We start from the raw sequence: 14,844 nt of genomic DNA, 5'->3' as shown, positions 1-14,844 counted from the left end.
CGCCGAACCGGCTGCCCTTCGCGAGGGCCCTGGCCCACGCGAGCTGCTGGTCTGACCCTGGTTCGGCGGCTCGGAGGTGGGCCGCGGCGGCTGCGAGATATTCGTTGCGCAGCGCGTCCCGCTCCGAGGCGCTCGAATAACGCTCGATCGCGTGACGCGCGTTGTCGAGCACCGTGAGGAGAACGCCGATCGTCGTCTCGGCAGGCCCGAACCGGGCGACGGCGCGCACGTAGTCGCGGGCGGGGGAGACGCCGTCCCTCGCGCCGTGCCAGAGGGCGGTCCAGCAGAGCGCGCGAGCCAGCGGATCCGACACGTCCCCGAGCGACGCGCGGACCGTCCGCTCCGACGCGGGGTCGAGCCGGACCTTGGCGTACGTGAGGTCCTCGTCGTCGACGAGCAGCAGGTCCGGGGACTCGACGCCGGTCAGTTCGGGGAGCTCCGTGAGCTCGCCCACGAGGTCCACCTCGACGCTGCGTGTGCGCAGGAGCTCGCCGGCCGCGGCGCGCGAATAGAGCCCCACCCGCAGGCGATGGGGCCGAGGCACGTTCCGGCCGGACACGGGATCTACCGCGATCTGCCGCAGCGCCACCCGGGCGAGCCGCCCGCCGCCGTCGTACTCGATCTCGGGCTCGAGCACGGGAAGTCCTGCCGTCTGAAGCCACGCGGCGGCCCACGTGTCCATGGGCCGGCCCGATGCGCGCCCCAGCGCGTCGAGCAGGTCGGCCAGGGTCGTGTTGCCGAACGCGTGCTTCGCGAAGTACTCGCGCGCCGCGGCGAAGAACGCGTCCTCGCCGACGTAGGCCACGAGCTGCTTGAGCACGGAAGCGCCCTTGGCGTACGTGATGCCGTCGAAGTTCTGCTCGGCGGCCTCGAGGTCGGGGATGTCGGCGACGATCGGGTGGGTCGTGGGGAGCTGGTCCTGCACGTACGCCCACGCCTTCCGGCGGTTCGCGAAGTTCACCCACGACGTCCTCCAGTCGGTGGCCCGATCCACCGCGAGCGTGCCCATGAACTCGGCGAACGATTCCTTGAGCCACAGATCGTCCCACCAGCGCATCGTCACGAGGTCGCCGAACCACATGTGCGCCATCTCGTGCATGAGCGTGTTGGCGCGCGCCTCGTACTGCGAATCAGCGGCCCGCGACGCGAACACGTACTGCTCGGTGAACGTCACGAGCCCCGGATTCTCCATGGCGCCGAGGTTGTACTCGGGCACGAACGCCTGTTCGTACTTCCCCCAGGGATAGGCGGGCGTGAACACGGAGTGGTAGAACTCGAGGCCCCGCTTCGTGAGCTCGAAGATGCGGTCGGCGTCGAAATGGGGCGCGAGCGACGCGCGGCAGTAGGCCGCGAGGGGAATGGTGAGCCGGCCGCCGTCGTCCGCTGTGCCCACCCACTCGTCGTCGGCCCGGTGGTACGGGCCCGCGAGGACCGCGGCGAGATAGCTGGGCATGCGCGGCGTGGGGGAGAAGTCCCAACGGGCGACGGCGGGTTCCCCCGTTTCGCAGCGAACGCTCACCTTGCCCGCGGGCGCGCCGTTCGCACTGACGACCCAGTCGGCGGGGGCGAAGACGCTGAACGCGAAGGTCGCCTTGAGGTCGGGCTGCTCGAAGTTCGCGAAATAGCGCCGCGCGTCAGCCGGCTCGCACTGGGTGTAGAGGTAGGTTCGGCCGTCCGCCGGGTCCACGAAGCGGTGGAGGCCCTCGCCCGTGCGGCTGTACCGCGCGAGTCCGCTGACCTCGAGGCGATTGTGCTCGGCGAGCCCCGTGAGGCGGATCCGCGCGCCGTCGTGCGCTTGAGCCTCGTTGAGCGTGCGGCCGTTGAGCACGAGGCCCGTGACCGCCTCGCCAGCGAAGTCCACGAAGGTCTCGGCATCGCGCTCGGCCCGGAATTCGATGATGCTCTCTGTCGCGAACGCGGTGCTTGCGGGGTCCTCGGCGGAGCGCAGGTCCAAGGTGATGCGATACGACTCGACGGTGATGAGGCTGGCCCGCTGGGCGGCCTCATCGCGGCTCAGGTTCTCGGTGGACACGCGGACATTCAACCATGTGTATCTGGCACCGCGGCGCGCCGGGGGCCCGGAAACACGCCGGAAACCGGCCGGACATGCGCGAGCCGCCGAATGGTGAAAAGCTGTCTCCATGTCGGATCTGTTCGAGGATTACGCCGTGGCCGCGGCACGCACCGGTGCCTACGACGAGATGTTCGCGCCCGACCAAGTGGCGCGACCCATGTACCGTCAGCTCGCCGGAGCCCTGGCCAGTCTCGACCTCGCCGACGTCAGTTCGCGCGCTGATTCGATGGCGCGCACGTTCCTGGACCGCGGCGTCACGTTCGACTACGCGGGGGAGGAGCGGCCGTTCCCCCTCGACCTTGTCCCGAGGGTCATTTCCGCGACGGAGTGGGGCGTGCTGGAGCGCGGCGTCGCGCAGCGTGTCCGCGCCCTCGAGGCGTTCCTCAACGATGTCTACGGCAAGATGTCCGTTGCGGCGGACGGCGTGGTCCCGCGGCGCATCATCACGTCGAGCAAGCACTTCCACCGCCAGGTGCACGGCTTCGAGCCGGCCGGGGGCGTCCGGGTGCACATCTCGGGCATTGACGTGGTCCGCGACGGCGCGGGCACGTTCCGCGTGCTCGAGGACAACGTTCGGGTCCCGTCCGGAGTCAGCTACGTCCTCGAGAACCGGCGTGCCATGGCCAAGGGCCTCCCGGAGGCGTTCAGCCAGCAGCCCATCCGCCCGGTCGAGGAATATCCTCGCCGCCTGCTCTCGGCGCTGCGGAAGACCGCCCCCGCCGGAGTCGACGATCCGACCGTCGTGGTCCTCACCCCGGGCGTCTTCAACTCCGCGTACTTCGAGCACACCCTTCTCGCGGGCCTCATGGGCGTTGAGCTCGTCGAGGGCCGCGACCTCATCTGCCGCGGCAACCGCGTGTACATGCGGACGACGGCGGGCGAGCAGCGCGTCGACGTCATCTACAAGCGGATCGATGACGACTTCCTCGACCCGCTCCAATTCCGTTCGGATTCGATGCTCGGCTGCCCTGGCCTCGTCAACGCCGCGCGCGCCGGTGGGGTAACGATCGCGAACGCGGTGGGCAACGGTGTCGCGGACGACAAGCTCGTGTACTCCTATGTGCCCGATCTGATCCGTTACTACCTGAACGAGGACCCGATCATCGCGAACGTCGACACGTTCCGCCTTGAGGAGGACGCCGCGCGCGAGGAGGTCCTCGATCGGCTCGACGAGCTCGTAGTCAAGCCCGTCGACGGGTCGGGCGGCAAGGGCCTGGTCATCGGGCCGGACGCGACGAGGGAGGAGCTCGCGACGCTCCGTCAGCAGCTCGTCGCCGATCCGCGCGGCTGGATCGCCCAGCCCGTGCTCCAGCTCAGCACAGTGCCGACTCTCAGCGGAGACAAGTTCGGCCCGCGTCACGTGGACCTCCGCCCCTTCGCGGTGAACGACGGCGACGACGTGTGGGTTCTGCCTGGCGGCCTCACCCGCGTTGCGCTCAAGGAGGGGAGCCTCATCGTGAACTCGAGCCAAGGCGGCGGGTCCAAGGACACGTGGGTGCTCGCGGAATCCCGCAACGTTCCCATTGAGGCGGAGCCGAGGCACTCGATCAGTATCCGGGAGCGCACGAGCGTGTGGCCCGTAGAGAGCAGCTGGCGGGACCGGCAGGCGGAACAGCAGCAGTGAGCGTGCACCGCCGTCGTCCGCTCAACCCGCCCCGCGCCAGCCGTACCGCGCACGCCAACCGTACCGCGCACGCCAACCGCATGGCCCCGACCACACGAGGAGGCTTCCTTGCTTAGCCGCATCGCTGAATCTCTGTTCTGGATCGGGCGCTACGTCGAGCGCGCGGACGGGACCGCGCGCATCCTCGACGTGCATCTTGAGCGCCTCAACCACCTCCCGCCCGAGGACCAGCACAGCGTCGCGAAGGAGCTCCTCGCTGTCATGGGCTCGCGGCCGGATCGCGAGAACTTCGGCCTCCCCGAGTTGCTGCATGCCCTTGCGTACGACCGGGGTCACGCGACGTCGATCGCTGGTTCCCTCGGCGCGGCGCGCGAGAACGCCCGGCGTGCGCGCGAGACCGTGTCGTCGAGCCTCTGGGAGTGCCTCAACACGACCTATTACGGCCTGAGCCAGCACCGCAAGGACGTGGTGGGCACCTATCGGTTCTGCCACTGGGTCCTTGAGCGGACGGCCATGGTGGGCGGCCTCACGGACACGACGATGAGCCACGACGAGAGCTGGCTCTTCCTCGTGCTCGGGCGCTCGCTCGAGCGCGCCGATATGACGGCGCGCATGCTCTCGACGCGCGAGGTCCACACCGCTGGGATGTCGTGGGTCAACATGCTCCGCTGCGCGGGCGCCTACGAGTCCTTCTTGCGGACTCGCCGCGCCGCGTTCGATGACCGGCACGCCGCCGAGTTCCTGCTCATGGACCGGCTCTTCCCCCGCTCGATCGTGTACGCCCTGCGGGACGCCGACGATTCCCTCGCGAAGCTCGACCCCTCCGACACGCGCCTCGGCCTCATCAACGACGCCCGCCGCATCGTCGGCCAGGCGCGCACGTTCCTCGAGTTCCACCGGACGGACGACCTCATGAACGAACTGCCCGAGCACATGGAGCGCGTGCAGCGTGCCGTTGCGCAGGCCTCGGACGCCATTTCGCGCAAGTACTTCAATCAGGCCGACGAACAGGCCTGGGTGGGAGAGGTGTCATGACCCGGCTGAGGATCGTCCATCGGACGGCCTACCGCTACAACCAGCGCGTCACGCTGAGCTACAACGAGGCGCGCATGACGCCGCTGACGGAGCCTCAGCAGGTGGTGCTCGAGTCGCAGGTGCGCGTTCTGCCGTCGCAGGCGGCCGTGAGCTCGTACAAGGACTACTGGGGCACACGCGTCACAGCGTTCGACATGCAGATCCCGCACGAGTACCTCGAGGTCACGTCCACTACGACCGTCGAGGTGCACCGCGTCGAGCGCGTCCCCACCGAGGGTTCGGTGGTTCCCTGGGAGAAGCTGCGAAGTTCCGAGATCGAGGACCAGTTCAGCGATTGGCTTCCACAGTCGCGGCTGTCCGGTCCCGGCTCGGAGGTGCTCGGGCACGTCCCGGGCATCGTCGAGGGGCTCGATCCGAACGCGGCTGCACATGCGGTCTTCGACTGGCTGCGCGGCGAGATGCGCTACATGCCCGGCTCCACCGGCGTCACGACGGATGCCGAGCAGGCGTGGAACCAGCGCCAAGGCGTGTGCCAGGACCTCGCTCACCTTGCGATCGGCTCACTCCGGAGCATCGGGATCCCGGCGCGGTACATCTCGGGGTACCTTCACCCGCGGTCGACGGCGGACGTCGGCGAGGTTGTTGCCGGGCAGTCCCATGCGTGGCTCGAATGGTGGGACGGCGAGTGGCGGAGTTGGGACCCGACGAATCACAAGCCAGCGGGCGACTTCCATGTGACCGTGGCGCGCGGCCGCGACTATCGCGACGTGCCGCCGCTCAAGGGAATCCTCTCGGGCGGCGGGGGTTCGCATCTGGACGTGTCGGTAGAGCTGACCCGCCTCGCCTAACGTTGTGGGGTCCAGTTCACGGTGGGGACGGGACCCCGCAACGCGGAGTCACCAGGGGGAGGGCTTGTAGTCCTTGAGGAACACCCCGTACAGGTCCGTGCCAGCCTCGCCCATCACGATCGGGTCGTACACTCGAGCCGCGCCGTCGACGAGATCCAGCGGAGCGTGGAAGCCCTCGTCGGCGAGCCGCACCTTGGTGTAGTGCGGCCGCTCGTCGGTAATCCACCCGGTGTCGACGGCCGTCATGAGAATGCCGTCCGTCGTGAACATTTCGCCCGCGCTCGTGCGGGTGAGCATGTTGAGCGAGGCCTTGGCCATGTTCGTGTGGGGGTGACCGGGCCCCTTGTACTTGCGCCCGAACTGACCCTCCATCGCGGAGACGTTGACGATGTACTTGCGCCGCGCCGTCGACCGTCGCATGGCCTCGCGGAGCCGGCTAATGAGGAGGAAGGGCGCTGTGACGTTGCATAGCTGGACCTCGAGAAGCTCGAGCGGATCCACCTGATCCACGACCTGCGTCCACGAGTTGATCTTCGCCACATCCGGCACGAGCCCGCCAGCGTCAATCGCCGTCCCGGCCTCGATCCGCTCGAGCGTCGCGGACCCGGTCGAGAGCGCGAGCGCCGTCACGGCATCGGGCGCGAGCACGGGGTGCCCGCTCACGCTCCCCGCGATGGAGAGGGGGTGCCGATCATGAGCGTGGCCGAACGTGAGCAGCTCCGGCCCGCCGTTCGAGGCCAGAAGCTCGGCGGGCAGCGGCTCGTCCTCCGCATCGGCGAGCGGCCTGTACGCGTTGGGGGAGCGGCGAACCGTCTGGGCCGCGTTGTTGATGATGATGTCGAGCGACCCCTCGGCGTCCACGGAGTCCGCGAGCGCGATGACCTGGGACGGGTCGCGTAAGTCGATTCCCACGATCCGGAGTCGGTGAAGCCAGTCCGCGCTGTCCTCCATGGCCGCGAACCGGCGCGCGGCGTCCTTGGGAAAGCGCGTCGTGATGGTCGTGTGGGCGCCGTCGCGCAGGAGCCGTAGCGCGATGTACATGCCGATCTTCGCGCGCCCGCCCGTGAGCAGCGCGCGCCGGCCGGTCAGATCGGTCCGGGCATCCCGCTTTTCGTGGCTGAACGCGGCGCATTCGGGGCACAGCTGGTGGTAGAACGCGTCGACCTGCGTGTACGGCTGCTTGCAGATGTAGCACGCTCGCGGCCGGAGGAGGTGCCCCGCGACCTCCCCCGTGGCCGAGGACGTGAGCTTGTTGCCCTTGGTCTCGTCATCGATCCGATCCGGCGCCGCCGTGGCCGTCTGCGCGATGACGGCCCGGTCGGCGGCGGCGACCGCGTCCCGCTTCTGGCTCCTCGAGAACCGGCGGTGCGCCTTGAACATCTTGCCCGTGGCGCGACGCACGGCAACGAAATCCGGGTGCTCCTCGTCGTACTCGTGGATGGTTCCGAGTACCTTGAGGCAGGCTTGGATTTCCTCCGGGGTCAATTCCTCGAAGGGCGCGGGATCGGTGAAGCTCATGGCCTCCTAGTCTACCGAGGCCGAGCCTCCGCTGCTTCCGGGGCGGACGACGGCGCCCCCTCGCCCGTGCGCCCATCCTCCGCAGGCGTTTCGTCGCCAAGGGAGGCGGCGGTGCCGCTTCCAGCGCTGGCCAGCCGTGCGCCGTCGGCCGTTGAGGCGACGCGGTCCTCGAAGTCCGCAGGGTGCTTGGAGGACCACGCGGACGCGAGCTTGCGCTCATCTTCGTCGGGCTCGGGCACGTGCTGGTCCTTGGCCAGAATGGTGATCCCGGAATCGGTGACCTGGAAGCCGCGCTCCTTGTCGAGCTTCGGGTCGAGGCCGACCGTCGCCCCAGGCGGCACCACGACGTTCTTGTCGAGGATGGCACGGTTCACCACTGCGCCCTCGCCTACGAGGCAGCCGTCCATGAGCACAGAGTCGAGGACGCGCGCGCCGGCGTTGATCCGGACGTCGTGCGAGAGGACGGAGCCCTCGACGGAGCCGCCGGTCACGACCACACCGCTCGAGACGATCGAATCGAGCGCCAATCCGACCCGCCCGCCGAGGCCGCGCACGAACTTCGCGGGCGGGGAAACGCTCTGCCGCGTGTAGATGGGCCACTGCGAGTTGTACAGGTTGAACACGGGCAGCGGCGAGATGAGGTCCATGTGGGCGTCGTAGAACGAGTCGATGGTGCCCACGTCGCGCCAATAGGTGCGATCGCGTTCGGTCGATCCGGGGATCTCGTTCCGCGTGAAGTCGTACACGCCGGCCTCGCCGCGCTCCACGAAGTGCGGAACGATGTCGCCGCCCATGTCGTGCTTCGTGTCGAGCCGCTCGGCGTCGTGCTTGAGCGCCTCGACGAGCGCGTCGGAGTCGAAGACGTAGTTGCCCATCGACGCGAGGAACTGGTCGGGCGCGTCGGGGAGGCCTGGCGTCGTCGCCGGCTTCTCGACGAACGCGCCGATCCGGGTGGGATCCGCCGCGTCGGTCTCGATCACGCCGAACTGGTTGGCCATGCTGAGCGGCTGCCGCACCGCGGCGACGGTCGCCTTGGCCCCCGAGGCGATATGTGCCTCCACCATCTGGGAGAAGTCCATCCGGTAGACGTGGTCGGCGCCGACCACGACGACGATGTCCGGCTTTTCATCCTTGATGAGGTTGAGCGACTGGTAGATCGCGTTGGCGCTGCCGAGGAACCAGCTCTTCCCCACGCGCTGCTGGGCCGGCACGGACGCGACGTAGTTCTGCAGAAGAGTCGAAAGCCGCCACGTCTCCGAGATGTGGCGGTCGAGGCTGTGCGACTTGTACTGGGTGAGGACAACGATGTGCCGGTACCCGGAGTTCACCAGATTGGACAACGCGAAGTCGATGAGCCGGTATGACCCGGCAAATGGCACGGCCGGTTTGGCCCTGTCGGCCGTGAGCGGCATGAGCCGCTTGCCCTCTCCACCGGCCAAGACGATAGCCAAAACTCTCTTTGGCGCCATTGCGCAACCCCCGTCTTCAGTCTTCCGGTCAGTCCCGGGCCCCTCCGTCGTTGGAGGATGCCTCCGGGTTCACACTAGAACACCTACCGGGCAGCGACTACGTTGGTGCCGTGCGAATTGACATTGTGACCAAGGAATTTCCCCCGGAGATCTACGGCGGTGCCGGGGTACACGTCGCTGAGCTCAGCAAGGTCCTTGCGCGGGAGGTGGATCTGCGGGTCCATGCCTTCGGCGCGCCACGCGAGCCCAAGGTCGACGGCGCGTCCGTCACCTCCCATCAGGTCCCGTCGCAGCTCGCGAGCGCCAACGCTGCGCTCCAGACGCTCGGCATCGACGTCGACATCGTCCCCGAAGTGTCGGGCGCGGACGTGGTCCATTCGCACACGTGGTACGCGAACATGGCCGGGCACGTGTCTTCGATCCTGTACGGCATCCCACACGTGCTGAGCGCGCACAGCCTCGAGCCTCTGCGGCCGTGGAAGGCCGAGCAGCTCGGCGGCGGCTACCGGCTCTCGTCGTGGGTCGAGAAGACGGCGTACGAGGCGGCGGCGGCCATCATCGCCGTCTCCCACGGCATGCGCGACGACATTCTGCGCTGCTACCCCGACGTCGACCCGGCGAAGGTGCGCGTGGTCCACAACGGCATCGATGTCTCGCGCTGGGGCCGCGACGAGGGCTCCGACCTCATCCGCGCCCTCGGGATCGACCCCGAGAAGCCCTCGGTCGTCTTCGTGGGGCGCAATACGCGCCAGAAGGGCGTCCCGTACCTCCTCCGTGCGGCCGCGAAGCTCCCCGCCGACGTCCAGCTCGTCCTGTGCCTCGGTGCGGCGGACACTCCCGAGCTCGCGCGGGAGACCGCAGCCCTCATCGACGGGCTCAAGGCGGAGCGCGAGGGCGTCATCCTCATCGAGCGGATGCTCCCGCGCGCCGAGCTCATCCAGGTCCTGAGCCACGCGACGGCGTTCGCGTGCCCGAGCATCTACGAGCCGCTCGGCATCGTGAACCTCGAGGCGATGGCCTGCGGCGCCGCCGTCGTCGCGACGGCGACGGGTGGCATCCCGGAGGTCGTTGAGCACGGCGCGACAGGACTGCTCGTGCCGATCGAGCAGGTGAGCGACGGGACCGGCACGCCGCTGGACCCCGACAAGTTCGTGACCGACTTCGCCGCTGCGCTCACCGAGGTCGTCTCCGACCCTGCGCGGGCTCGCGCGATGGGGGAGGCGGGCCGCGTGCGCGCCGAGCAGAACTTCTCGTGGGACACGATCGGCCAGTCGACCCTCGACGTCTACCGCTCGGTTCTCGCCTAGGAGAGAGCCAGCGAACGACGGCGGCGAGCCCCCTGCGCGGCAGGCTCGCCGTCGTCGTTGGTCGCCCAGGCTAGTCCCGGCTCACGTTGACCTTGGTCGGCCCGGGGCCGCTTTCGGGTGCGGACGGAACGCGGACCTCGAGCACGCCGTCCTTGTAGCTCGCCCGGATGTCGTCCTGGCGGGCGCCCCGCGGGAGCTGGACGCTGCGGGAGAACGAGCCGTAGCGGAATTCCGAGCGGTAGCCCTCCTTGCCCGCGTTCTCGCTGTTCTCCTGACGCTCGGCCCGGATGTTCAGCTCGCCGTCTCGGACGGTCACGTCGACGTCCGTCTCGGGGTCAACGCCGGGCACCTCGGCCCTCACGACGAGGTCGTCGCCGTCGCGGAATTCCTCGACGCGCAGCCACCCCGTCTCCCAGTCGCCCTCCATGAAGCGGCGAACGTGCTCAGGGAACCCGAAGCGGCGGAACGGCGGCGGGACGGGCATGTCCCAGGGCCCACGGCGGGCCCATCCATCTCCCATGGCATCCTCCTTGAGGCGTGCCCGGTCCCCGTGGCCGGGCCTTGCCCTCAGGCTAGACCCGGCCGCGGGGGCGTGGAAGGCTCGCTGCGGCGGCCCAGAGCGAACATGTGAGCGGGGTTAGCTCAGGCCGTGCTCTTGGCAGCCTTGGCCTGCTTCTCGCGCCGCGGCTCGGCCCCCGAGGCGCGCAGCGCCGCGTAGTACTCGGCCGCCTCATCCTGACGCTCGGCCTCGGCGCCGGTCGCGATGGGCGCGCGGACATGCTCGGGGCCGTAGCCGAACGCGTCGACGAGGTCCAGGGCGTGGGGGCGAAGCCGCGCGAGGAGCCGGTTGATGTACTCGCCGACGGTGCGCCCGCGCTGCATGCTCAGGCGGCCGTTCATGAGGTACCACGCGAGGTGCTTCTCGATGAGGGTCAGCCCGAAGAGGTCCCGCAGCCACGTGAGCACCTTCTTCGTGCCGGGGTCCTCGATTTCGGCGAGCGCCTCGGTGAAGGCCTCCCACTGAAGGAGCTCGGCATGCGCCCGCGCGGCCTCGATGAGCTCATTCTGGTGGGCGTTGAAGCGTGCGGCCGCCTGGTCCTGCGGGAGCCTGTTGGCGCCGTGGAGGGCCTGCGCGACCTGGGCGACCATCGTCTGGACCCGGTCGGCGAGCAGGAGCCGCTGCGTGTCCTCGTCGCGCAGGGCGAGCGCCGCTCGCTGGGCGCGCCCGCTGTCCCGCACGAACTGCGCGACGGCCCCGAGCCCCGTCTTGTAGGCCACTCCGGCGGCCTGGCCGAGCGCGAACTTCGCGAGCGCGCCCACGCCCATGCTCCGGAATTCCTTGGCGTAGTCGTTCAGGAGCCGCTTCGCGACGAGCTGGAGCAGCACATTGTTGTCGCCTTCGAACGTCACGTAGATGTCGAGGTCGGAGCGCAGGGACGCGAAGCGGTTCTCCATGATGAACCCCGCGCCCCCGCACGCCTCGCGGCACTCCTGGAGGATGTCGAGCGCGTTCCATGTTGCGAGGGGCTTGAGGGCCGCGGCGAGCGTCTCGAGGTCCTGGCGGTCCTTGTCCGTGTCGGCCCGGCCGGAGAAGACGCCGTCGAACTTCTCGAGGAGCTGCTCGTGCGCGAAGTTCATCGCGTAGACCGTCGCGAGCCGGGGGAGGAGCCGCCGCTGGTGGCGCTGGTAGTCGAGGAGCACCTCCTCGGCGGTCTCCGAGGAGGCGTTGAACTGCCGGCGCTCGGACGCGTAGCGGATCGCCGCGGTGAGGCCGAGCTTCGACGCGGCTGTCGCGGCGCCGTCGAGCGAGACGCGGCCCTGCACGAGCGTGCCGAGCATCGTGAAGAAGCGCCGGCCCGGGCTTGCGATCGGCGAGGAGTACGTGCCGTCCGCGGCCACCGAGCCGTAGCGGTTGAGCAGATTCGTCCGCGGTACGCGGACGTGGTCGAAGTGCAGGCGCCCGTTGTCGATCCCGTTGAGGCCGCCCTTGACCCCGTCGTCCTGGCCGCCCACGCCCGGGAGGAACTCCTTCGTATCCGGGTCGCGCAGCGGCACGTAGAGCGCGTGGACGCCGTGGTTGACGCCCTTCGTGATGAGCTGGGCAAAGACCACCGCCGCAAGGCCGTCCTTGGCCGCGTTGCCGATGAACTCCTTCCACGCCGCCTTGAACGGCGTGTGGATCACGAACTCCTCGGTCTCGAGGTCGTAGGTTGCAGTCGTCGCGATGCTCGCGACGTCCGAGCCGTGGCCGATCTCCGTCATCGCGAAGCAGCCGGGCACGTCGAGCGACATGATGCCGGGAAGCCACTTCGCATGGTGCTCCTCGGTCCCGAGGTGCAGGACCGCGGCGCCGAAGAGTCCCCATTGGACGCCCGCCTTGATCTGGAGCGACGGGTCGGCCGTGACGAGTTCCTCGAAGCCTGCGATGTTGCCGCCGTGGTCCTCGTCGCCGCCGAGCTCCTTCGGGAACGCCCGGTGCACGGCTTTGTGGTCCACGAGGTACTTGAGCTGGCTAAACACGCGCTCGCGGTGCTCGTGATGTGTGAGCCCTTCGAGCTTGTGCAGCTCGGCCTGGCCGGCGAGCTCACGCGCCACCCGACGCGTGGCCGCCCAGGCTCCGAGGAGCTGCTCGCCGAGCGCCTCGACGTCGATGCGGGCACCGTCGGAGGCCTCGACCGCGTCCTCGACGAGGTCCGCCGCGGTCTCTGGGGCGTCGGAGGCGAGTTCTGTCATGGCTGCTCCTTGCTGGGATTCGTGCTGTCTGCCTCGGCGACGATGCCGGCGAAGAGCCAATCGGCGATCATCGCGGCCATGGCGTCGAGGGTGGGTTTGGATGAGGTCTCGGGGGTTTCGAGCCAACGCTCGCCGGCGGCGCGGACAAGTCCCATCGCGGCGGCGGGCCAGTACAGGATCGTCGCGTGGCTGCCCGGCGCGAGGAGCCGCTGCATGGGCTCCTCGATCATGCCGCCGACGGCGTCGAAGAAGCTTCCGAACGCGGCGCCGGCTTCGGCGTCGGCCGGGCCGCCGGACGGGACACGCGTGACGAACTCGTACACGTTGGGCGAGCTCGCGGCCATGCCGAGGTAGGCCGTGACCATGGCCCGGAGGCCCTCGTGCGGCGTCTGCGCCGTGCGCGCAGCCTCGCCGATACGGGCCTGCATCTGCGCGAGGACGAGTTCGCCCATGGCCGCCTGGAGTCCGGCCTTGTCGCCGAAGTATCGGTAGAAGACCGACTTCGAGGTCCCCGCCGCCGTGGCAATGTCCTCCATGGGCACCTCGGAGCCCAGACGATGGACGGCTCGGCGTGCCGAGCGGATGAGTTCCGTCCTGCGCTCCTCGCGGTGGGTTGCCCAGCGCGCGGTGCGGCCGTCGACGGGAGCCGCGGAGGCGCCGTCGTGCGTTGAAGACTCGGGTGCGCGCGCCGCGGTGCGCGCCGCTCGGGGGAGGTTCACGATACCCAGCGTATCAGGTACGCTTGGTATCGGTAACTCGGCTCACATCATTCAGTGGCTGGGCGCCCGCCCAGCCCACGTTTACGGAGGCATGATGTCCACTGTGCGCAAGGCCGTCGTCGTTGGCGGCAACCGCATCCCGTTCGCTCGCACCAACGGCGCCTACGCGATGAGCTCGAATCTGGACATGCTGACGGCGGCCCTCGACGGCCTCGTGGCCCGCTTCGGCCTCCAGGACGAGCGCATCGGCGAGGTCGCCGCGGGCGCCGTGCTCAAGCATTCGCGTGACTTCAACCTGACCCGCGAGGCCGTGCTCGGCTCAGCCCTGTCCCCGGAAACGCCTGCCTACGACGTCCAGCAGGCCTGCGCGACGGGCCTCGAGACCGTTCTCGGTCTCTCCGACAAGATCAAGCTCGGGCGCATCGAGTCTGCCGTCGCGGGCGGCGTCGACAGCGCGTCCGACGCGCCCATCGTGGTGAGCGAAGGCCTGCGCCACGCTCTCCTCGAGCTCAACCGGGCCAAGACACTCCAGCAGAAGCTCAAGGCCGTCTCGAAGATCCGCCCCAAGGACATCTCTCCGGTCGCCCCGGGCACAAACGAGCCTCGCACGGGTCTCTCGATGGGCGAACACCAGGCCCTCACGACCGCGCAGTGGAAGATCACCCGCGAGGCCCAGGACGAGCTCGCCCTCGCGAGCCACCGGAACCTCGCGGAGGCCTTCTCGCGGGGCTTCTTCGACGACCTCGTGACCCCGTACCGCGGTCTGACGAAGGACGGCAACCTCCGGGCCGACACGTCCCTCGAGAAGCTCGCTAAGCTCAAGACCGTGTTCGGCCGCCAGCTCGGCGACCGCGCGACGATGACCGCGGGCAATTCGACGCCTCTCACGGATGGCGCGTCAACGGTCCTTCTCGCCTCGGAGGAATGGGCGCAGTCCCGCGACCTTCCGATCCTCGCGGACATCGTGGACGGAGAGGCCGCCGCGGTGGACTTCGTGCATGGCAAGGATGGGCTCCTCATGGCGCCCGTGTTCGCCGTTGCTCGGCTGCTGGGTCGGCTCGGGCTCACGTTCGAGGACATCGACTACTTCGAAATCCACGAGGCCTTCGCGGGCACCGTCCTCTCGCATCTCGCGGCGTGGGAAGACGAGGAGTTCTGCCGCGAGCGCCTCGGACTCGACGGTGCGCTCGGCAAGGTCGACCGGGCCAAACTCAATGTCAACGGCTCGTCGCTCGCGGCGGGTCATCCGTTCGCCGCGACGGGCGGGCGCATCGTCGCCTCGCTCGCGAAGCAGCTGCACGAACGGGGAGAGGTCGGCGGGCGGCCGGCTCGCGGCCTCATCTCGGTGTGCGCCGCTGGCGGGCTTGGCGTCGCCGCCGTGCTCGAGGCTCGCTGAGGGGGAGCGACATGACAGACAAGTACACAGCGTTCGTGAGCCGCGGCTGGGGCCGAGACCTCGCCAAGCGCCTCGGCCTCCCGCAACCCGTTGCGCTGCGCCGGTACGCGCCGGGGGAGCA

At 69.2% G+C, this 14,844-nt stretch carries 11 protein-coding genes; 5 read left to right on the top strand and 6 right to left on the bottom strand.

Translation table 11 applies throughout. The annotated features are described in order from the left end of the window. A partial coding sequence (gene pepN / locus ACLN58_RS09580) for an aminopeptidase N (protein ID WP_415855030.1) occupies positions 1-2,032 on the bottom strand: 2,032 nt, incomplete at its 3' end. A 109-nt stretch (positions 2,033-2,141) separates the two neighbouring features. Here pepN and ACLN58_RS09575 point away from each other — a divergent pair. From ACLN58_RS09575 to ACLN58_RS09565, 3 genes are all read left to right on the top strand, one after another. After that, positions 2,142-3,698, top strand: a complete 1,557-nt coding sequence (locus ACLN58_RS09575) for a circularly permuted type 2 ATP-grasp protein (protein WP_415855029.1) — start codon at positions 2,142-2,144, stop codon at positions 3,696-3,698. Positions 3,699-3,806: 108 nt separating this feature from the next. After that, positions 3,807-4,733, top strand: coding sequence for an alpha-E domain-containing protein (locus tag ACLN58_RS09570; protein WP_415855028.1), 927 nt, complete (start codon positions 3,807-3,809; stop codon positions 4,731-4,733). Continuing rightward, the gene (locus tag ACLN58_RS09565) at positions 4,730-5,581 is read left to right on the top strand and encodes a transglutaminase family protein (RefSeq protein ID WP_415855027.1); all 852 of its coding nucleotides are present in this window, start codon (positions 4,730-4,732) and stop codon (positions 5,579-5,581) included. Before ACLN58_RS09570 ends, ACLN58_RS09565 begins: the two co-directional genes overlap by 4 nt. Positions 5,582-5,629: 48 nt before the next feature. Here the strand turns inward: ACLN58_RS09565 and ACLN58_RS09560 are convergent, their stop codons facing one another. Together ACLN58_RS09560 and glgC are read right to left on the bottom strand one after the other, a co-directional pair. Beyond that, the gene (locus tag ACLN58_RS09560; protein WP_415855026.1) at positions 5,630-7,099 is read right to left on the bottom strand and encodes an SDR family NAD(P)-dependent oxidoreductase; all 1,470 of its coding nucleotides are present in this window, start codon (positions 7,097-7,099) and stop codon (positions 5,630-5,632) included. A gap of 11 nt (positions 7,100-7,110) precedes the next feature. Then, a complete protein-coding gene (gene glgC / locus ACLN58_RS09555) occupies positions 7,111-8,568 on the bottom strand; it encodes a glucose-1-phosphate adenylyltransferase (protein ID WP_415855025.1) in 1,458 nt (485 codons plus the stop codon). A gap of 110 nt (positions 8,569-8,678) precedes the next feature. Between glgC and glgA the strand changes: the two genes are divergently transcribed. After that, positions 8,679-9,875, top strand: coding sequence for a glycogen synthase (gene glgA, locus ACLN58_RS09550; protein ID WP_415855024.1), 1,197 nt, complete (start codon positions 8,679-8,681; stop codon positions 9,873-9,875). A 70-nt stretch (positions 9,876-9,945) separates the two neighbouring features. On the opposite strand, the gene ACLN58_RS09545 is transcribed toward glgA, so the two are convergent. The 3 genes from ACLN58_RS09545 to ACLN58_RS09535 form a co-directional block, all read right to left on the bottom strand. Further along, the gene (locus ACLN58_RS09545; RefSeq protein WP_415855023.1) at positions 9,946-10,395 is read right to left on the bottom strand and encodes an Hsp20/alpha crystallin family protein; all 450 of its coding nucleotides are present in this window, start codon (positions 10,393-10,395) and stop codon (positions 9,946-9,948) included. Positions 10,396-10,517: 122 nt separating this feature from the next. Then, complete coding sequence (locus ACLN58_RS09540; RefSeq protein ID WP_415855022.1) at positions 10,518-12,608, bottom strand: acyl-CoA dehydrogenase; 2,091 nt, start codon at positions 12,606-12,608, stop codon at positions 10,518-10,520. Then, entirely contained in the window at positions 12,605-13,327 is a 723-nt protein-coding gene (locus ACLN58_RS09535; RefSeq protein ID WP_415855021.1) for a TetR/AcrR family transcriptional regulator, read from the bottom strand. The genes ACLN58_RS09540 and ACLN58_RS09535 overlap by 4 nt, the downstream gene beginning before the upstream one ends. 91 nt (positions 13,328-13,418) lie before the next feature. Between ACLN58_RS09535 and ACLN58_RS09530 the strand changes: the two genes are divergently transcribed. After that, entirely contained in the window at positions 13,419-14,723 is a 1,305-nt protein-coding gene (locus ACLN58_RS09530) for an acetyl-CoA C-acetyltransferase (protein WP_415855020.1), read from the top strand. Positions 14,724-14,844 lie beyond the last annotated feature (121 nt).

This window comes from Sinomonas sp. G460-2 (assembly GCF_047759905.1).
Taxonomy (GTDB): domain Bacteria; phylum Actinomycetota; class Actinomycetes; order Actinomycetales; family Micrococcaceae; genus Sinomonas.
The sequence above is the reverse complement of the archived record's forward strand: the minus strand, read 5'-3'. Positions and strand labels throughout refer to the sequence as shown.

What these genes read in the sequence shown, in the direction of transcription:
- ACLN58_RS09575 (WP_415855029.1), top strand. Translation starts at nt 2,142, where the DNA reads ATGTCGGATCTGTTCGAGGATTACGCCGTGGCCGCGGCACGCACCGGT.
- ACLN58_RS09565 (WP_415855027.1), top strand. Translation starts at nt 4,730, where the DNA reads ATGACCCGGCTGAGGATCGTCCATCGGACGGCCTACCGCTACAACCAG.
- ACLN58_RS09560 (WP_415855026.1), bottom strand. Translation starts at nt 7,099, where the DNA reads ATGAGCTTCACCGATCCCGCGCCCTTCGAGGAATTGACCCCGGAGGAA.
- glgC (WP_415855025.1), bottom strand. Translation starts at nt 8,568, where the DNA reads ATGGCGCCAAAGAGAGTTTTGGCTATCGTCTTGGCCGGTGGAGAGGGC.
- ACLN58_RS09545 (WP_415855023.1), bottom strand. Translation starts at nt 10,395, where the DNA reads ATGGGAGATGGATGGGCCCGCCGTGGGCCCTGGGACATGCCCGTCCCG.
- ACLN58_RS09540 (WP_415855022.1), bottom strand. Translation starts at nt 12,608, where the DNA reads ATGACAGAACTCGCCTCCGACGCCCCAGAGACCGCGGCGGACCTCGTC.
- ACLN58_RS09530 (WP_415855020.1), top strand. Translation starts at nt 13,419, where the DNA reads ATGATGTCCACTGTGCGCAAGGCCGTCGTCGTTGGCGGCAACCGCATC.